14 protein-coding genes are annotated in these 17,706 nt (G+C 67.2%); 8 read left to right on the top strand and 6 right to left on the bottom strand.

The genetic code is table 11. From position 1 onward, the window contains the following. Positions 1-2 precede the first annotated feature (2 nt). From BLT23_RS06485 to BLT23_RS06495, 3 genes are all read left to right on the top strand, one after another. Positions 3-932, top strand: a complete 930-nt coding sequence (locus BLT23_RS06485; protein ID WP_143035846.1) for a hypothetical protein — start codon at positions 3-5, stop codon at positions 930-932. A 630-nt stretch (positions 933-1,562) separates the two neighbouring features. After that, positions 1,563-5,048, top strand: coding sequence for a DNA-directed RNA polymerase subunit beta (rpoB, locus tag BLT23_RS06490; protein ID WP_090046547.1), 3,486 nt, complete (start codon positions 1,563-1,565; stop codon positions 5,046-5,048). Between the two features lie 102 nt (positions 5,049-5,150). Beyond that, positions 5,151-9,047: a DNA-directed RNA polymerase subunit beta' gene (locus BLT23_RS06495; protein WP_090046549.1), complete on the top strand. Its 3,897-nt coding sequence runs from the start codon at positions 5,151-5,153 to the stop codon at positions 9,045-9,047. A 103-nt stretch (positions 9,048-9,150) separates the two neighbouring features. Here BLT23_RS06495 and BLT23_RS06500 read toward each other — a convergent pair whose 3' ends face one another. From BLT23_RS06500 to BLT23_RS06525, 6 genes are all read right to left on the bottom strand, one after another. Next, on the bottom strand, positions 9,151-9,432 hold the full coding sequence (locus tag BLT23_RS06500) for a DUF4287 domain-containing protein (protein ID WP_090046551.1): 282 nt from the start codon (positions 9,430-9,432) through the stop codon (positions 9,151-9,153). Between the two features lie 114 nt (positions 9,433-9,546). Further along, a complete protein-coding gene (locus BLT23_RS06505) occupies positions 9,547-9,987 on the bottom strand; it encodes a hypothetical protein (protein WP_090046553.1) in 441 nt (146 codons plus the stop codon). Beyond that, positions 9,984-10,430, bottom strand: coding sequence for a hypothetical protein (locus BLT23_RS06510; protein ID WP_090046555.1), 447 nt, complete (start codon positions 10,428-10,430; stop codon positions 9,984-9,986). The genes BLT23_RS06505 and BLT23_RS06510 overlap by 4 nt, the downstream gene beginning before the upstream one ends. Positions 10,431-10,522: 92 nt before the next feature. Next, entirely contained in the window at positions 10,523-10,810 is a 288-nt protein-coding gene (locus tag BLT23_RS06515) for a TFIIB-type zinc ribbon-containing protein (protein ID WP_090046557.1), read from the bottom strand. A gap of 40 nt (positions 10,811-10,850) precedes the next feature. Then, the gene (locus BLT23_RS06520; protein WP_218133655.1) at positions 10,851-11,675 is read right to left on the bottom strand and encodes a phosphotransferase family protein; all 825 of its coding nucleotides are present in this window, start codon (positions 11,673-11,675) and stop codon (positions 10,851-10,853) included. A gap of 21 nt (positions 11,676-11,696) precedes the next feature. Then, a complete protein-coding gene (locus BLT23_RS06525) occupies positions 11,697-12,164 on the bottom strand; it encodes an LppU/SCO3897 family protein (RefSeq protein WP_090046559.1) in 468 nt (155 codons plus the stop codon). A 326-nt stretch (positions 12,165-12,490) separates the two neighbouring features. Between BLT23_RS06525 and rpsL the strand changes: the two genes are divergently transcribed. From rpsL to rpsJ, 5 genes are all read left to right on the top strand, one after another. Then, on the top strand, positions 12,491-12,865 hold the full coding sequence (gene rpsL / locus BLT23_RS06530; RefSeq protein WP_030473471.1) for a 30S ribosomal protein S12: 375 nt from the start codon (positions 12,491-12,493) through the stop codon (positions 12,863-12,865). 1 nt (position 12,866) lies between these two features. Further along, positions 12,867-13,337 carry a 30S ribosomal protein S7 gene (gene rpsG / locus BLT23_RS06535; RefSeq protein WP_090046561.1) on the top strand — a complete coding sequence of 157 codons (471 nt, stop codon included), beginning with the start codon at positions 12,867-12,869 and terminating at the stop codon, positions 13,335-13,337. Between the two features lie 78 nt (positions 13,338-13,415). Beyond that, complete coding sequence (gene fusA / locus BLT23_RS06540; protein ID WP_090046563.1) at positions 13,416-15,518, top strand: elongation factor G; 2,103 nt, start codon at positions 13,416-13,418, stop codon at positions 15,516-15,518. 152 nt (positions 15,519-15,670) lie between these two features. Continuing rightward, positions 15,671-16,864: an elongation factor Tu gene (gene tuf / locus BLT23_RS06545; RefSeq protein WP_090046566.1), complete on the top strand. Its 1,194-nt coding sequence runs from the start codon at positions 15,671-15,673 to the stop codon at positions 16,862-16,864. Positions 16,865-17,386: 522 nt separating this feature from the next. After that, positions 17,387-17,692, top strand: a complete 306-nt coding sequence (gene rpsJ / locus BLT23_RS06550) for a 30S ribosomal protein S10 (protein ID WP_003938093.1) — start codon at positions 17,387-17,389, stop codon at positions 17,690-17,692. The last annotated feature ends 14 nt before the right edge of the window (positions 17,693-17,706 follow it).

Raw genomic sequence — 17,706 nt, forward strand, 5'->3', positions numbered from 1 at the left:
CCGTGCCCCCACCCCGCCGCCGCCCCGTCCCGACGCCCCCGGCAGGAGGCCGCCCGAAGGTCGCCGGCCTGCACCGCCGCACCTCAGGGGAGCAGACCACCCGGCCCGCCGCGCCTGCCGAGCCGACCGAGGCCGCCCCGCCTGCCGAGGCCGTGACGCCCGAGGTCGTCGAGCCGAAGCCCACGCCCGAGAGCACGGTGCCCGAGAGCACGGCGGCGCCCGAGGTCACGTCAGACCAGGCCGCCGTCCCCGGCCGCGTCGAGGCCGAGGCCGCCGACCAGGCCGCTGACCAGCCCGAGGCCGCCGGCCAGCCCGAACCCGGCGACTCCCCGGCTTCCGCCTGGTCGGACCCCCTCCCCGAACTTGACACCGAGTCCACCCCGGACCCCGCCAAGCGCCGCCCGATCACCTGGCACCTGCCCGCGGCCCTGGTCGCCGTCGCCGTCCTGCTCGCAGCCCTGGGCACGTTCTTCCTGGTCAAGTCGCGTGCGGTGGACTACGACGCGGCCCTGGTCGACACCGGCACCACCTCCGAGGTCAACGGCCAGGTCCGCGAGGCCGTCGAGAGGGCGTTCTCCTACAACTTCGCCGACGTGGCCGCGACCGAGCGGGCCGCGGCCGAGCTGCTCACCGGCAGGGCGTTGTGCCAGTACAACGCGGTGTTCGGCCCGGTGAAGGAGGTCGCGCCGCAGCAGAAGCTGGTCGTGACCGTGCGCGTGGTGTCGTCGGCCGTGTCGTCGCTGCGGGACGGCCACGCGACCGTGCTGGTCTTCGCCGACCAGGTCACCACCCGCACGACGGACAACCAGTCCGGCGGCGGCACGGCCATGCTCCGGGTGGGCGCGGTGGCGGACGGCGGGCGCTGGAAGATCGACAACATGGAGATGTTCGGCGCGACGGCCGAGCAGAACCGCCAACTCGAGGGCTGCTGACCGCACGCGGGGCCCTTTCGTACTGTGTGTTGGTTCGTAGGGCCCCCGCGTGCGGTGGGCGAGTACGAAAGAGCCCCGCGTGAGGTAAGTGCGTGGGGTTTCGGTGAGCCCTGCCGGACGAGGGTGGCCGGGGGTCGTTTGAGCCGGGCCGGTGCGGGGTATCTGATCGCCGTCCCCTAAGATCAACTCCGCTCCGAGGTCGTCACAGGAGTCCCAGAAGCACCGATACGACCCTCTCCGCCAGACCCGACACGCGTGATCTCGGTCACAGCGATTCTCGCACCGGTCTGCAGCACCACTTGAAACGGTCAACTTCCCACCGGATCGGCCGCACTCGTGTTTGCGCAGGTCAGTTGAGTGGCAGAAAGTAAACGGCGCTCCATCCACAGGGTGGATCGGCCCGCAACATCTTGACTGCACGCTCATGCGGGGTCACTCTGTCGGTGAGCAAGAGGAGGGTCCTTCCAGGTGCCTCTCGACAGTCGCCGTGCGTGTGGCTAGACTGCCCCTTTGCGCTGCCCATTTTCCGCTTGCCCTTCGCCGAGAGCGTGGATTAGTCGGGCATCGCCGCACCCTTGACAGCCGTGCTAGTTCGCTCTAGCCAGCTACCTGTCCCTGGAAGGACGCATCTTGGCGATCTCTCGCGCGACCAAGGCCACTGCTGCGACCAACTCCACGTCGGGGATCCCTGGAGCGCCGAAGCGCGTCTCGTTCGCAAAGATTCACGAGCCGCTCTCGACGCCCAACCTGCTCGACCTGCAGATCCAGTCCTTCGAATGGCTCACCGGCGACGAGGCGTGGTTCCAGCGCCGGGTCGACGCCGGTGACGAGACCCCGACGAGTGGTCTCGAAGAGGTTCTCAACGAGATCTCGCCGATCGAGGACTTCTCCGGCTCCATGTCACTGTCCTTCTCCGACCCGCGCTTCGACGAGGTGAAAGCCTCGACCGAGGAGTGCAAGGACAAGGACATGACGTACGCGGCACCTCTGTTCGTCACGGCGGAGTTCACCAACCACACCACTGGCGAGATCAAGAGCCAGACGGTGTTCATGGGTGACTTCCCGATGATGACGGACAAGGGCACGTTCATCATCAACGGCACCGAGCGCGTGGTTGTCTCGCAGCTCGTGCGCTCTCCGGGTGTCTACTACGACACCGCGGTCGACAAGACGACCGACAAGGACGTCTTCAGCGTCAAGATCATCCCGTCCCGGGGTGCCTGGCTGGAGTTCGACGTCGACAAGCGCGACACCGTGGGTGTCCGCATCGACCGGAAGCGTCGCCAGCCGGTGACGGTGCTGTTGAAGGCTCTGGGCTGGAGCACCGAGCAGATCCGCGAGCGGTTCGCGTTCAGCGAGACCTTGCTGACCACGCTCGAGAAGGACCACACCGCGGGTACCGACGAGGCGTTGCTCGACATCTACCGCAAGCTGCGTCCGGGCGAGCCGCCCACGAAGGAGTCCGCGCAGGCCCTGCTGGAGAACCTGTTCTTCAAGGACAAGCGCTACGACCTGGCCAAGGTCGGCCGGTACAAGGTCAACAAGAAGCTGGGCCTGGACACCGAGATCAACACCGGTGTGCTGACCGAGGACGACATCGTCACGACGATCGAGTACCTGGTCCGCCTGCACGCCGGTGAGACGCAGATGGACGGCGCCAACGGCACCGACGTCCCCGTCGAGGTCGACGACATCGACCACTTCGGCAACCGTCGCCTGCGCACGGTCGGCGAGCTGATCCAGAACCAGATCCGCGTCGGCCTGTCCCGCATGGAGCGCGTCGTCCGCGAGCGCATGACCACGCAGGACGTCGAGGCCATCACGCCGCAGACCCTGATCAACATCCGTCCCGTCGTGGCGGCGATCAAGGAGTTCTTCGGCACCTCGCAGCTGTCGCAGTTCATGGACCAGACCAACCCGCTCGCGGGTCTGACCCACAAGCGCCGCCTGTCGGCGCTGGGTCCCGGTGGTCTGTCCCGTGAGCGGGCCGGCATGGAGGTCCGCGACGTCCACCCGTCGCACTACGGCCGCATGTGCCCGATCGAGACGCCGGAAGGCCCGAACATCGGCCTGATCGGCTCGCTGTCCTCCTACGCGCGGGTCAACCCGTTCGGCTTCATCGAGACGCCGTACCGCAAGGTCGTCGAGGGCCGGGTCACCGACCAGATCGACTACCTGACCGCGGACGAGGAGGACCGCTTCGTCAAGGCGCAGGCCAACTCGCCGACCGACGAAGAGGGCAACTTCACCGACGACCGCGTCCTGGTCCGCAAGAAGGGCGGCGAGGTCGAGTTCATCGACCCGATGGACGTCGACTACATGGACGTCTCGCCGCGCCAGATGGTGTCGGCCGCGACCGCCATGATCCCGTTCCTCGAGCACGACGACGCCAACCGCGCCCTGATGGGCGCGAACATGCAGCGTCAGGCCGTGCCGCTGCTCCGCTCCGAGTCGCCGCTGGTCGGCACCGGCATGGAGCTGCGCGCCGCGGTCGACGCCGGTGACGTCGTCGTCGCGAAGAAGACCGGTGTCGTCGAGGAGGTCTCCGCCGACTACATCACGGTCATGGCGGACGACGGCTCGCGCAACACCTACGCGCTGCACAAGTTCCGCCGCTCGAACCAGGGCACGTGCATCAACCAGAAGCCCATCGTGAACGAGGGCGACCGGGTCGAGCACGGCCAGGTCCTGGCGGACGGCCCGTGCACCGAGAACGCCGAGATGGCGCTCGGCAAGAACCTGCTCGTGGCGATCATGCCGTGGGAGGGCCACAACTACGAGGACGCGATCATCCTGTCGCAGCGCCTCGTGCAGGACGACGTTCTCACCTCGATCCACATCGAGGAGCACGAGATCGACGCCCGCGACACGAAGCTCGGCGCCGAGGAGATCACCCGGGACATCCCGAACGTCTCCGAGGAGGTCCTGGCCGACCTCGACGAGCGCGGCATCATCCGCATCGGTGCCGAGGTCCAGCCGGGCGACATCCTCGTCGGCAAGGTCACGCCCAAGGGCGAGACCGAGCTGACGCCGGAGGAGCGCCTGCTCCGCGCGATCTTCGGTGAGAAGGCGCGCGAGGTCCGCGACACGTCGCTGAAGGTGCCGCACGGCGAGTACGGCAAGGTCATCGGCATCCGCGTGTTCTCCCGCGAGGACGACGACGAGCTGCCTCCGGGCGTCAACGAGCTCGTCCGCGTCTACGTGGCCCAGAAGCGCAAGATCCAGGACGGCGACAAGCTCGCCGGCCGCCACGGCAACAAGGGCGTCATCGGCAAGATCCTCCCCGTCGAGGACATGCCGTTCCTCGAGGACGGCACGCCGGTCGACATCATCCTGAACACCCACGGTGTGCCGCGTCGTATGAACATCGGCCAGGTGCTGGAGACCCACCTCGGGTGGATCGCCAAGCAGGGCTGGAGCATCAACGGCGACCCGGACTGGGCGAAGAACCTGTCCGAGGAGCTGCGCGACGTCGAGCCCGGCACCAAGACCGCGACCCCCGTGTTCGACGGCGCCAAGGAAGAGGAGATCACGGGCCTGCTCGGCTCGACGATCCCGAACCGCGACGGCGAGCGGATGGTCAAGGAGAACGGGAAGGCGCAGCTCTTCGACGGCCGCTCCGGCGAGCCGTACCCGTTCCCGGTGTCCGTCGGCTACATGTACATCCTGAAGCTGCTGCACCTGGTCGACGACAAGATCCACGCGCGTTCGACCGGCCCGTACTCGATGATCACGCAGCAGCCGCTGGGTGGTAAGGCGCAGTTCGGTGGTCAGCGCTTCGGTGAGATGGAGTGCTGGGCGATGCAGGCGTACGGCGCCGCGTACACCCTGCAGGAACTGCTCACCATCAAGTCCGACGACGTGCTCGGCCGCGTGAAGGTCTACGAGGCCATCGTCAAGGGCGAGAACATCCCGGAACCCGGTATCCCGGAGTCCTTCAAGGTGCTGCTCAAGGAGCTGCAGTCGCTGTGCCTCAACGTCGAGGTCCTGTCTTCGGACGGTGCCGCGATCGAGATGCGCGACGGCGACGACGAGGACCTGGAGCGCGCGGCCGCGAACCTCGGCATCAACCTGTCGAGGTCCGAGTCGCCCTCCGTGGACGACGTCGTCAACTAGTCACCTCGCCGGCCAGGGAGCGCCATGCCTCCCGCGTAGCGCTCCCTGGCCCTCCGACCAGCTCCTAGCTGCCACCGATCTAAAAAGGGGAAGAGAGTAGACGTGCTCGACGTCAACTTCTTCGATGAGCTCCGCATCGGTCTCGCGACCGCGGACGACATCCGCCAGTGGTCTTTCGGCGAGGTCAAGAAGCCCGAGACCATCAACTACCGCACGCTCAAGCCCGAGAAGGACGGCTTGTTCTGCGAGAAGATCTTCGGTCCCACCCGGGACTGGGAGTGCTACTGCGGCAAGTACAAGCGCGTGCGCTTCAAGGGCATCATCTGTGAGCGCTGCGGCGTCGAGGTGACCCGCGCGAAGGTGCGTCGTGAGCGCATGGGCCACATCGAGCTCGCCGCTCCGGTCACGCACATCTGGTACTTCAAGGGCGTCCCCAGCCGGTTGGGCTACCTGCTCGACCTGGCCCCCAAGGACCTCGAGAAGATCATCTACTTCGCCGCCTACGTCATCGTGGGCGTGAACACCGAGCTGCGCCACAACGACCTGCCGACGCTCGAGAGCGAGATGCAGGTCGAGCGCAAGCGCGTCGAGAACCGCCGTGACGCGGACGTCGAGGCCCGCGCGCAGAAGCTGGAAGCCGACCTGGCCGAGCTGGAGGCGGAGGGCGCCAAGTCCGACGTCCGCCGCAAGGTCAAGGAGGGCGGCGAGCGCGAGATGCGCCAGCTCCGCGACCGCGCCCAGCGCGAGCTGGACCGGCTCGACGAGATCTGGTCCACCTTCACCAAGCTCGAGCGCGCCCAGCTGATCGCGGACGAGCTGCTCTACCGCGAGCTGTACGACCGCTACGGCGACTACTTCACCGGTGCCATGGGCGCCGAGGCCATCCAGAAGCTCCTGGGTGACTACGACGTGGACGCCGAGGCCGAGGTCCTGCGCGAGACGATCCGCAGCGGCAAGGGCCAGAAGAAGCTGCGCGCGCTCAAGAGGTTGAAGGTCGTCGCCGCGTTCCAGGCGACCCGCAACAACCCGCAGGGCATGGTGCTGGACTGCGTCCCGGTCATCCCGCCGGACCTGCGCCCGATGGTGCAGCTCGACGGTGGCCGCTTCGCCACGTCCGACCTGAACGACCTGTACCGCCGCGTCATCAACCGCAACAACCGCCTCAAGCGACTGATCGACCTCGGCGCGCCCGAGATCATCGTCAACAACGAGAAGCGGATGCTGCAGGAGGCCGTCGACGCGCTCTTCGACAACGGCCGCCGCGGCCGCCCGGTCACGGGCCCCGGCAACCGCCCGCTCAAGTCGCTGTCCGACCTGCTGAAGGGCAAGCAGGGCCGGTTCCGCCAGAACCTGCTCGGCAAGCGCGTCGACTACTCCGGCCGTTCGGTCATCGTGGTCGGCCCGCAGCTCAAGCTGCACCAGTGCGGCCTGCCCAAGCAGATGGCGCTGGAGCTGTTCAAGCCGTTCGTGATGAAGCGGCTCGTGGACCTCAACCACGCGCAGAACATCAAGTCCGCCAAGCGGATGGTCGAGCGTGCGCGCCCGGCCGTGTGGGACGTGCTGGAAGAGGTCATCACCGAGCACCCGGTGCTGCTCAACCGCGCACCCACGCTGCACCGCCTCGGCATCCAGGCGTTCGAGCCGCAGCTGGTCGAGGGCAAGGCCATCCAGCTGCACCCGCTCGTCTGTGAGGCGTTCAACGCCGACTTCGACGGTGACCAGATGGCGGTCCACCTGCCGCTGTCGGCGGAGGCGCAGGCCGAGGCCCGCGTCCTCATGCTGTCGTCCAACAACATCCTGTCGCCGGCGTCGGGCAAGCCGCTCGCCATGCCGCGACTGGACATGGTGACGGGTCTGTACCACCTGACCCGCCACAAGAAGGGCGACATCGGCGAGGGCCACTTCTACTCGTCGCCGGCCGAGGCGCTCATGGCGTTCGACCGCAAGGTCCTGGGCCTGCAGGCGATGGTGAAGATCCGCGTCTCCGACAAGAACCCGCCCAAGGGCCAGGAGCCCGAGGGCTGGGAGCCCGGTCAGCCGTGGCTCGCGGAGACCACGCTGGGTCGCGTGCTGTTCAACGAGATCCTGCCGCAGGACTACGCCTTCATCAACGAGGTCATGCCCAAGAAGCGGCAGGCCGTGATCATCAACGACCTGGCCGAGCGGTACCCGATGGTCACCGTCGCCCGGACGCTGGACAAGCTGAAGGACGCCGGTTTCCACTGGGCCACCCGCTCCGGCGTGACGGTCGCGATCTCGGACGTCCTCGTCCCGGCGGCGAAGCAGGACATCCTCGAGGAGCACGAGCGCCTCGCGGACGCCGTCGAGAAGCGCTACCAGCGCGGTCAGCTCTCCCACGAGGAGCGCAACTCCGAGCTGGTCAAGGTGTGGACCAAGGCCACCGAGCAGGTCCACGAGATCATGGAAGACAACTTCCCCGAGGACAACTCGATCCGCGTCATCGTGCAGTCCGGCGCCGCCGGCAACATGACGCAGGTCCGTTCGCTCGCGGGTATGCGTGGTCTCGTGACCAACCCGAAGGGTGAGTACATCCCGCGCCCGATCAAGAACTCGTTCCGCGAGGGCTTGTCGGTGCTGGAGTACTTCATCGCGACGCACGGTGCCCGCAAGGGTCTCGCCGACACCGCGCTGCGCACCGCCGACTCGGGTTACCTGACCCGTCGTCTGGTGGACGTCTCGCAGGACGTCATCATCCGCGAGGTCGACTGCGGCACCACGCGCGGCGTGAACATGACCGTCGGCGAGCAGCTGGGCGACAAGGTCGGCCTGCACGAGTTCGCGCAGACCTCGGTCTACGCGCGCACGGTCGCGGACGACATCCACGACGCGCAGGGCAACCTGGTCCTGAGCCGCGGTGACGACCTCGGCGACCCGGCGCTGCAGTCGCTGGTCGACGCGGGCATCATCCGCGTCAAGGTCCGCTCGGTGCTGACCTGCGAGTCCGCTGTCGGTGTCTGCGCGTCCTGCTACGGCCGCTCGATGGCCACCGGCCAGCTGGTCGACGTCGGCGAGGCCGTCGGCATCGTCGCCGCCCAGTCGATCGGTGAGCCCGGCACGCAGCTGACGATGCGCACGTTCCACCAGGGTGGTGTGGCCGGTGACGACATCACGACCGGTCTGCCCCGTGTCCAGGAGCTCTTCGAGGCCCGTGTCCCGAAGGGCAAGGCGCCGATCGCCGACGTGGACGGCCGCGTCCGCATCGAGGACGGCGACCGCTTCTGGAAGATCACGCTGATCCCGGACGACGGCTCCGAGGAGATCGTGTTCGAGAAGCTGTCCAAGCGTCAGCGTCTCGCCAACACGGCCACCGGCCCGCTGAAGGACGGCGACCACGTGTCCGTCGGCCAGCAGCTGCTGGAAGGTACTCCGGACCCGCACGAGGTCCTGCGCGTCATGGGCCCGCGCGAGGCCCAGCTGCACCTGGTGCAGGAAGTGCAGAAGGTGTACCGCGCCCAGGGTGTGGCGATCCACGACAAGCACATCGAGGTCATCGTCCGGCAGATGCTCCGCCGGGTGACGATCATCGACTCCGGTGCCACGGAGTTCCTGCCCGGCTCGCTGGTCGAGCGGGCGGACTTCGAGTCCGGCAACCGCGCTGTCGTCGCCGAGGGTGGCGAGCCGGCCGCCGGTCGTCCGGTGCTGATGGGTATCACGAAGGCTTCTCTCGCGACCGACTCGTGGCTGTCCGCGGCGTCGTTCCAGGAGACGACCCGCGTGCTGACCGACGCCGCCATCAACGGGCGTTCGGACAAGCTCATCGGTCTGAAGGAGAACGTGATCATCGGTAAGTTGATCCCGGCTGGTACGGGGATCAACCGGTACCGCAACATCCAGGTTCAGCCGACTGAGGAGGCGCGTGCTGCTGCTTACGCGATTCCTTCGTACGACGACGGGTACTACACGCCTGACGTCTTCGGGACTGGGACTGGTGCGGCTGTGCCGCTGGACGACTACGACTTCGGTCGGGATTACCGCTGATTTTGTAGCTTGACCTGGAACGGCCCCCGGGAGCTTCGGCTTCCGGGGGCCGTTTCGTTTTAAGAACCGGGCTGGCGCCGTCCGCGGGTGGACGGCACGCCTGTCAGCGGTTGGCCAGGCCGTCGAGTCGCAGTTGCGTCGACTCGTCTCGGTGGGTGCCCTTGCTGCCCACGTGCTTGTCGCTGATCTCCGTGCCGTTCTTGAGCACGTGGTACAGGGCCATGCCGTGGCCTCTGCCCAGGTCGTAGTCGGCCTTCAGCCATTCCAGGAACTCGCCTGCCTTGGTGGTGGCGTCGAAGCCTCGGGTGGTGGCTGCCGCCAGCAGTTCGGCGGGGGTCTTGCCGGTCTTCTTCTCCGCGCCGTCGAGGTACGCCTGGAAGGACATCGTGCTTCTCCGATCGCTCGTTCCTGGTGTGACGAGCGTAGGACAAGTTCGGCTGTCTTGACAAGAAAAATTGTCGGTGATGGTCGGAAGGAGGCCGGGCCGGGGCTTGGGTGGTCAGCGGCGGCGGGCTCTTGCCAGGGCTCTGGCTCGGATCACCAGGTCGTCCACCAGGTGTTCGTCCACCAGCGGGGGGACGGTGCCCTCGGTGTCCGTGCAGCAGCGGGGTTTGGTGCGTTTCTCGGAGAGGCGGGGGCGGACGCCTGCCATCTCGTAGAGGGCCTCGTAGAGGTCCAGGCCGGGGTCGTCGTCGTGCGGGCCTACCAGGAGGACCCAGACGACGTCCTCTGACGGGAAGGCGACCACTACCCGGTCTGGGCCTCGCAGGTGTTTCACGCAGAGACGGGGGAGGGGCTCCGGGCCTGTCACCCGGTAGCCCAGGGCCGCGCAGCCCGAGTGGGCCAGTTCGTCCAGGAAGCGGTCGTAGGCCAGACGGGCGCGGCCTCGCAGGCCCGCTGCCTGGGCGTGGGCTGTGTGGGTTTCCAGTACCTGGATCAAGCTGTGCGGACCACGCGTCCCTTGCCGCTGCGCATCTCGTCGAGGGAGGTGGCCAGGTCGGCTCGGTCGAGGAGGGACTGGTCGCTCAGGCGGCGGTGGACCTCGTCGAGGAGGCCGCGGGTCTTGCCTGCGCGGCGGAGGTCGGCCACCAGGTGGAGGACCTCGTGCAGGCGCACGGTGTCGAGGAGCATTCTCGGTTCCTGGCTGTGGATGGCCAGTACGCCTTCGCGGGCCCAGGCTTTCACCGTCTTCTCGGTGAGGTCGAGGAGCTCGCCCGCCACGACTGGGCGGACGGGTGGAGCCTGGCGGAGGGTGCGGGCGACTACCCCGTCCAGTTTGCGGCGGCGTTCGTCGTCTTCCGCCAGGGACGATGCCACGGACTCGATCTCCTCGATCGTTTCGAAGAGATCCCGGATCTGGGCGGCCTCGGTCGCGACAGACATGGTTGCTCCTCCCGTTGACTACCGATTATCGCGTAGAAATTCGGTAGTCGTCAACGGCCCCGGACCTGGTGGTCCGGGGCCGTTCGACGTGGTCAGGAGGAGAAGAAGAGGCCGCCGAGGCCGCGGTGCTTGCGGTGGCCGTAGTAGCCGCCGTGGCCGTAGTGCGGCTGGGCGCCCCAGGCGGGCTGGGCCGGCTGCGGGTAGGCGGCGGGCGGCGGGGCCGGTGCGGGGGGCGGGGCCTGCATCTGGGCCTCGAGGCGCGTGATGGACTCGAGCTCGCCGTAGTCGAGGAAGACCCCGCGGCAGCCGTCACACTGCTCGATGTGAACGCCCATGCGGTCGAACGTGCGCATGTTCGCATGACACTTGGGACACTGCATCGTGGTGAGCCCTCCTGGGTGGGACCGGACAAAAACGATATTAGCCACGTTCGCCGTCGCCGTGCGCCGAGACGATCCGACGACATGCCGCGACCAGCGGTTCCACTGCCTGCAGACCGGTCACTAGTGCCCGTGCTGCCATCTGGACAACGTACGCCTGGGCCGGAATGTTGAGGACGTCCCATTCCGATGTCGTCACGGCGATGCCGCCCGTTTCGCGATAAGCGCCGAGAAACCGCGCCCAGAGGTCGGGCGGGAGGATTCCGGCGGCGAACAACGCCGCGGGACGCGCCAGGTCCCACACCGGGTCGCCCACGCCGAGGTCGTCCACGTCGATGAGCCGCCACGCGCCCCTGTGCACGAGCTGGCCGAGGTGCCAGTCGCCGTGGATGAGGGCGGTGCCACCCGCGGTCAGCGGTGGCAGGACGGCGTAGGCGGCCAGCACGACGTCGGCGTCCGGCAGGTCCGGCGGCAGCGCGTGGATGGCGCGCACGATCCGTTCCGGCGTACCGGCGGCGGGGCCCCGTGCCGGCAACGCGTGCAGCTTCGCGAGGAGCCGCGCGCTCTCCTCCCACGGTGCGCCGTCGGGGTCGTCCTGGCTCACCGGCGTCCCGTACGGCCACACCGTCACGGGACGGTCGTCCACGAACTGCAGCGGCTTCAACGGCGGCAGCAGGAGGTCCGGGTGTGCCGCGGCGATCTCCACGCGCCGGCGCAACGCCTCGACGTCCGCGTCCGCGGGGTGCGCCTTCGCGACGACGTCACCGACACGCACGACGACCACGTCGCCGCGGTCGCCGCCGAGCAGCTCGGGAGCGGCGGAGGAGCCGGTCAGCGAGGCCATCGCCGCGATCAGGTCGTCCACGCGCACAGTGAAGCAGGCGGGTCATCTCGAGATGCAGATGGTCTTCACCGGGCGGGAGTAGACCTTCGAGTCGTCGCCGCCGCACAGGGCGCGGTCGGACGTGCCGTCGACGATCTTGGTGACCTTGCGGGTGCCGGCGGTGCACGCCACCCGTTCGAAGTACTGGTTGGTGGGTTTCAGGCAGTCGCCCTCGTTGACGTTCAGGATGTAGCAGTAGCGCGTGTCGCCGCTCTTGCGCGTGCGGCCCGACGACTCGTCCAGGTAGTCGCCCTCGGGGCAGAACGTCCGCCTTTCGCGTGACGCCACCAGGTAGACGGCCTCGTCCGCCGAGCAGTCGACCTTTTCCATGGCGACGGTCGTGTCGGTGACGTCGGACTGCTTCGCGCACTCGCCGACACCCGCCTGCTCGGTCCAGCCGGAACAGCCGGAAAGGGTCAGCGTCAGCGCGAGCAGGACGGTGGCGTTCGCCACCGGGAAGGTGAGCTGCACAGTCGGTCCTCCGTCGCGCGCGTACCGTTGAGCAGGAGGACCATGTCTACTGCAGGCAGGGTCGCGGCACCCCCGTTTTGACCCGGGTAGACGTGGGCGGGTATCTTTGCTACTCGTGCCCGACCCATGTCGGGCCGCTCCGCGTGCCCGTGAGGCCGTGGTGTCCTCCACTCGCTGGGACAGTTGAAGCCGTTGTATCGGTGTGGACTGTTGCCCGCGGACCCTGGGAGCGGGCGACACGCCCGACCTCGGGTGCAGAGAGGGATCAAGAAACACCAGGGTGACCTGCGAAGGAACACCCACAAGACGGAAGAAGCAGCCGGCGAATGCCAACGATCCAGCAGCTGGTCCGCAAGGGCCGCCAGGACAAGGTGGCGAAGCAGAAGACGGCGGCCCTCAAGGGCTCGCCGCAGCGGCGCGGTGTGTGCACCCGCGTTTACACCACCACCCCCAAGAAGCCGAACTCCGCACTGCGCAAGGTCGCTCGCGTGAAGCTGACCAGCGGTATCGAGGTCACGGCGTACATCCCCGGTGAGGGCCACAACCTCCAGGAGCACTCGATGGTGCTCGTGCGCGGCGGTCGTGTGAAGGACCTGCCGGGTGTTCGTTACAAGATCATCCGTGGCTCTCTCGACACCCAGGGTGTGAAGAACCGCAAGCAGGCTCGCAGCCGTTACGGCGCGAAGAAGGAGAAGAGCTGAGATGCCCCGCAAGGGACCGGCCCCGAAGCGGCCGCTGATCTCCGACCCGGTCTACAGCTCGCCGCTGGTGACCCAGCTCATCAACAAGGTGCTGGTCGATGGCAAGCGCTCGGTCGCCGAGAAGATCGTCTACGAAGCGCTCGAGGGTGCTCGCGAGAAGACCGGCACCGACCCGGTCGTCACGCTGAAGCGCGCGCTCGACAACGTCAAGCCGGCTCTCGAGGTCAAGAGCCGCCGCGTGGGTGGCGCGACCTACCAGGTCCCGGTCGAGGTCAAGCCCGGCCGCTCCACCACGCTGGCGCTGCGCTGGCTGATCCTCTTCTCCCGGCAGCGCCGTGAGAAGACCATGGTCGAGCGTCTGATGAACGAGCTGCTCGATGCGAGCAACGGTCTCGGTGCGAGCGTCAAGCGCCGTGAGGACACGCACAAGATGGCCGAGTCCAACAAGGCCTTCGCCCACTACCGCTGGTGATGTGACGCCCGGTCTGCACGACAGGCCGGGCTCTCCCAGCCCTAGTGAGCTGACAAGCTCAAGACAGGGGAAAGACCCGTGGCACAGGACGTGCTCACTGATCTTGCCAAGGTCCGCAACATCGGGATCATGGCCCACATCGACGCGGGCAAGACCACGACGACTGAGCGGATCCTCTTCTACACGGGGATCAGCTACAAGATCGGCGAGGTGCACGACGGCGCTGCCGTGATGGACTGGATGGAGCAGGAGCAGGAGCGCGGCATCACCATCACGTCCGCCGCGACGACCTGCTACTGGAAGAACCACCAGATCAACCTGATCGACACGCCCGGCCACGTCGACTTCACCGTCGAGGTCGAGCGCAACCTGCGCGTCCTCGACGGCGCCGTTGCCGTCTTCGACGGCAAGGAGGGCGTCGAGCCGCAGTCCGAGCAGGTCTGGCGGCAGGCGACCAAGTACGACGTCCCGCGCATCTGCTTCGTCAACAAGATGGACAAGCTCGGCGCGGACTTCTACTTCACCATCCGCACCATCTCCGAGCGCCTGGGCGCCAAGCCCCTCCCGATCCAGATCCCGATCGGTGCCGAGAGCGACTTCATCGGCGTCGTCGACCTGGTCGAGATGCGTGCGCTCACGTGGCGTGGCGAAGTCCAGAAGGGCGAGGACTACGCGATCGAGGAGATCCCCGCGGATCTGCTCGAGCGCGCGCAGGAGTTCCGCGAGCAGCTTCTCGAGGCCGTCGCCGAGACCGACGACGAGCTCACCGAGAAGTACTTCGAGAACGGCGACCTGACCGTCGAGGAGATCAAGGCGGGCCTCCGCAAGATCGTCTCCGAGGGCACCGCCTACCCGGTGCTCTGCGGTTCCGCGTTCAAGAACAAGGGCGTCCAGCCCATGCTCGACGCGGTGATCGACTACCTGCCGTCGCCGCTGGACCTCCCGCCGGTCGAGGGCACGCTGCAGGACGGCGAGACCGTCGTGAAGCGCGAGGCCTCCACCGAGGAGCCCTTCTCGGCGCTGGCGTTCAAGATCGCCGTGCACCCGTTCTTCGGCAAGCTGACCTACATCCGGGTCTACTCGGGCAAGGTCGCCTCCGGCACCCAGGTCGTCAACGCGACCAAGGACCGCAAGGAGCGCATCGGGAAGATCTTCCAGATGCACGCCAACAAGGAGAACCCGGTCACCGAGGCCATCGCGGGCCACATCTACGCCGTGATCGGTCTGAAGGACACCACGACCGGTGAGACCCTCGCCGACCCGGCGCACCCGATCGTGCTGGAGTCGATGACCTTCCCCGAGCCCGTCATCCAGGTGGCCATCGAGCCCAAGACGAAGGCGGACCAGGAGAAGCTCGGCACGGCGATCCAGAAGCTGGCGGAGGAGGACCCGACGTTCCGGGTCAACCTCGACCAGGAGACCGGCCAGACCATCATCGCCGGCATGGGCGAGCTCCACCTGGACATCCTGGTGGACCGCATGCGCCGCGAGTTCAAGGTCGAGGCCAACATCGGCAAGCCTCAGGTGGCGTACCGGGAGACCATCCGCAAGGCGGTGGAGAAGTACTCCTACACCCACAAGAAGCAGACCGGTGGCTCCGGCCAGTTCGCGAAGGTGCTCATCACCGTCGAGCCGCTGGAGAAGACCGAGGACGGCGCGCTCTACGAGTTCGTCAACGCGGTCACCGGTGGTCGCATCCCGCGTGAGTACATCCCGTCGGTCGACGCGGGTGCCCAGGACGCGATGCAGTACGGCGTGCTGGCGGGCTACCCGCTGGTCGGCGTGAAGGTGACGCTGATCGACGGCGCCTACCACGAGGTCGACTCGTCGGAGATGGCGTTCAAGATCGCCGGTTCGATGGCTCTCAAGGAAGCCGCCCGTCAGGCGTCTCCCGCGATCCTCGAGCCGCTGATGGCGGTCGAGGTCACGACGCCCGAGGAGTACATGGGCGACGTGATCGGCGACCTGAACTCCCGCCGTGGCCAGATCCAGGCCATGGAGGAGCGCAGTGGCGTCCGTGTCGTGAAGGCACTGGTGCCGCTGTCGGAAATGTTCGGGTACGTGGGTGACCTGCGGTCCAAGACCCAGGGTCGTGCCAACTACTCGATGGTGTTCGACTCCTACGCAGAGGTTCCCGCGAACGTCTCGAAGGAGATCATCGCGAAGGCGACTGGGGAATAACCCCGCACCGGAGCACCGCAGTTCCACCGCGGGCTCTCCGGGGTGAATTCCCTGGGGTCCGCACCATCCGACCCTGACGTGTAAGTCCGGCGGGCGGCCACATACAGTGCCCCCGCCGGACCAGCAAAGAAGAAGTCCAGGAGGACAATCCAGTGGCGAAGGCGAAGTTCGAGCGGACGAAGCCGCACGTCAACATCGGCACCATCGGTCACATCGACCATGGCAAGACCACGCTGACCGCGGCGATCTCCAAGGTTCTGCACGACGCGTACCCCGATGTCAACGCTTCGTTCGCGTTCGACCAGATCGACAAGGCGCCGGAAGAGAAGCAGCGCGGCATCACGATCTCGATCGCGCACATCGAGTACCAGACGGAGAACCGTCACTACGCGCACGTCGACTGCCCCGGTCACGCCGACTACATCAAGAACATGATCACCGGTGCGGCGCAGATGGACGGCGCCATCCTGGTGGTCGCGGCGACCGACGGCCCGATGCCGCAGACGAAGGAGCACGTCCTCCTGGCCCGCCAGGTCGGCGTCCCCTACATCGTCGTCGCGCTGAACAAGGCCGACATGGTCGACGACGAGGAGATCCTGGAGCTCGTCGAGCTCGAGGTCCGCGAGCTGCTCTCCGAGTACGAGTTCCCGGGCGACGACCTGCCGGTCGTGCGCGTTTCGGCGCTGAAGGCGCTGGAGGGCGACGAGACCTGGGCGAAGTCCGTTCTCGAGCTCATGGCCGCCGTCGACTCGGCGATCCCGGAGCCGGAGCGCGAGGTCGACAAGGCGTTCCTGATGCCGGTCGAGGACGTCTTCACGATCACCGGTCGTGGCACGGTCGTCACCGGCCGCATCGAGCGGGGCATCATCAAGGTCAACGAAGAGGTCGAGATCGTCGGCATCAAGGAGACCTCGAAGAAGACCACGGTCACCTCGATCGAGATGTTCAAGAAGTTCCTCGACGAGGGCCAGGCCGGCGACAACGCCGCCCTGCTGCTCCGCGGCATCAAGCGCGAGGAGGTGGAGCGCGGCATGGTCATCGTCAAGCCGGGCACCACGACCCCGCACACCGAGTTCGAGGCGCAGGTCTACATCCTGTCCAAGGACGAGGGTGGCCGCCACACGCCGTTCTTCAACAACTACCGTCCGCAGTTCTACTTCCGGACGACGGACGTGACCGGCGTTGTGACGCTCGCCGAGGGCACCGAGATGGTCATGCCCGGCGACAACACCTTCATGAGCGTGAAGCTGATCCAGCCGATCGCCATGGACGAGGGTCTGCGCTTCGCGATCCGCGAGGGTGGCCGCACCGTCGGCGCCGGCTCGGTCACCAAGATCATCAAGTGACCCGGCGCTGACCGCGGGCAACCGCAGTCAGTTCGGCGAGGCCGGACCAACGACTTCGTTGGTCCGGCCTTTGTCGTTGTGGCACAAGGGGAGTGGGGAGCCACACGACGCGATCGGGGCTTTCGCGGCGCCGCCGCGAATCTTGATCGAGACGTGATCTGGCTCTTACTCACCCACCCCGATTTGGATCGCCCCACACCCGTGTGGCATCCTTTACGGGTTGCTCGACGAAGGCCGGGGCGCATCCGTGCGTGTCCGATCCCTTCGACCGAGCGTCCGCGCCCTGTTAGTGAACGCCTCCTTGCGGAGATGGGCATCAGGGTGCATGGGCTGTGGTAGGCCCAATCCCACCGGGGAGACCTTGAGTGGGACCGGTATGCGCACCGGGCGCGACACGCCCGACCGCGTGGACCGGGCACCATGACACTTCAACAGGGGCGGAGCGCGCCAAGAGGCTGTAACAGGCCTCATCCGAGGCACCGCACCGCAGCGGTACGAGAAGCAGAGGAACGGCAAGCCATCATGGCGGGACAAAAGATCCGCATCCGGCTCAAGGCCTACGACCACGAAGCGATCGACGCGTCAGCGCGCAAGATCGTGGAAACCGTGACGCGCACCGGCGCTCGGGTTGTCGGGCCAGTGCCGCTGCCCACCGAGAAGAACGTGTACTGCGTCATCCGCTCGCCGCACAAGTACAAGGACTCGCGCGAGCACTTCGAGATGCGCACGCACAAGCGGCTGATCGACATCCTCGACCCGACGCCGAAGACGGTGGACGCGCTCATGCGCATCGACCTGCCGGCCAGTGTCGACGTCAACATCCAGTAAGCGTTGGGCGCGGA

This window comes from Lentzea fradiae (assembly GCF_900100955.1).
Lineage (GTDB): Bacteria > Actinomycetota > Actinomycetes > Mycobacteriales > Pseudonocardiaceae > Lentzea > Lentzea fradiae.

Excerpts from the sequence above, each read along its gene's own strand:
- BLT23_RS06500 (WP_090046551.1), bottom strand. The coding sequence starts at position 9,432 with ATGTCCTTCCAGGCGTACCTCGACGGCGCGGAGAAGAAGACCGGCAAG.
- BLT23_RS06510 (WP_090046555.1), bottom strand. The coding sequence starts at position 10,430 with ATGTCTGTCGCGACCGAGGCCGCCCAGATCCGGGATCTCTTCGAAACG.
- BLT23_RS06515 (WP_090046557.1), bottom strand. The coding sequence starts at position 10,810 with ATGCAGTGTCCCAAGTGTCATGCGAACATGCGCACGTTCGACCGCATG.
- rpsG (WP_090046561.1), top strand. The coding sequence starts at position 12,867 with ATGCCCCGCAAGGGACCGGCCCCGAAGCGGCCGCTGATCTCCGACCCG.
- rpsL (WP_030473471.1), top strand. The coding sequence starts at position 12,491 with ATGCCAACGATCCAGCAGCTGGTCCGCAAGGGCCGCCAGGACAAGGTG.
- rpsJ (WP_003938093.1), top strand. The coding sequence starts at position 17,387 with ATGGCGGGACAAAAGATCCGCATCCGGCTCAAGGCCTACGACCACGAA.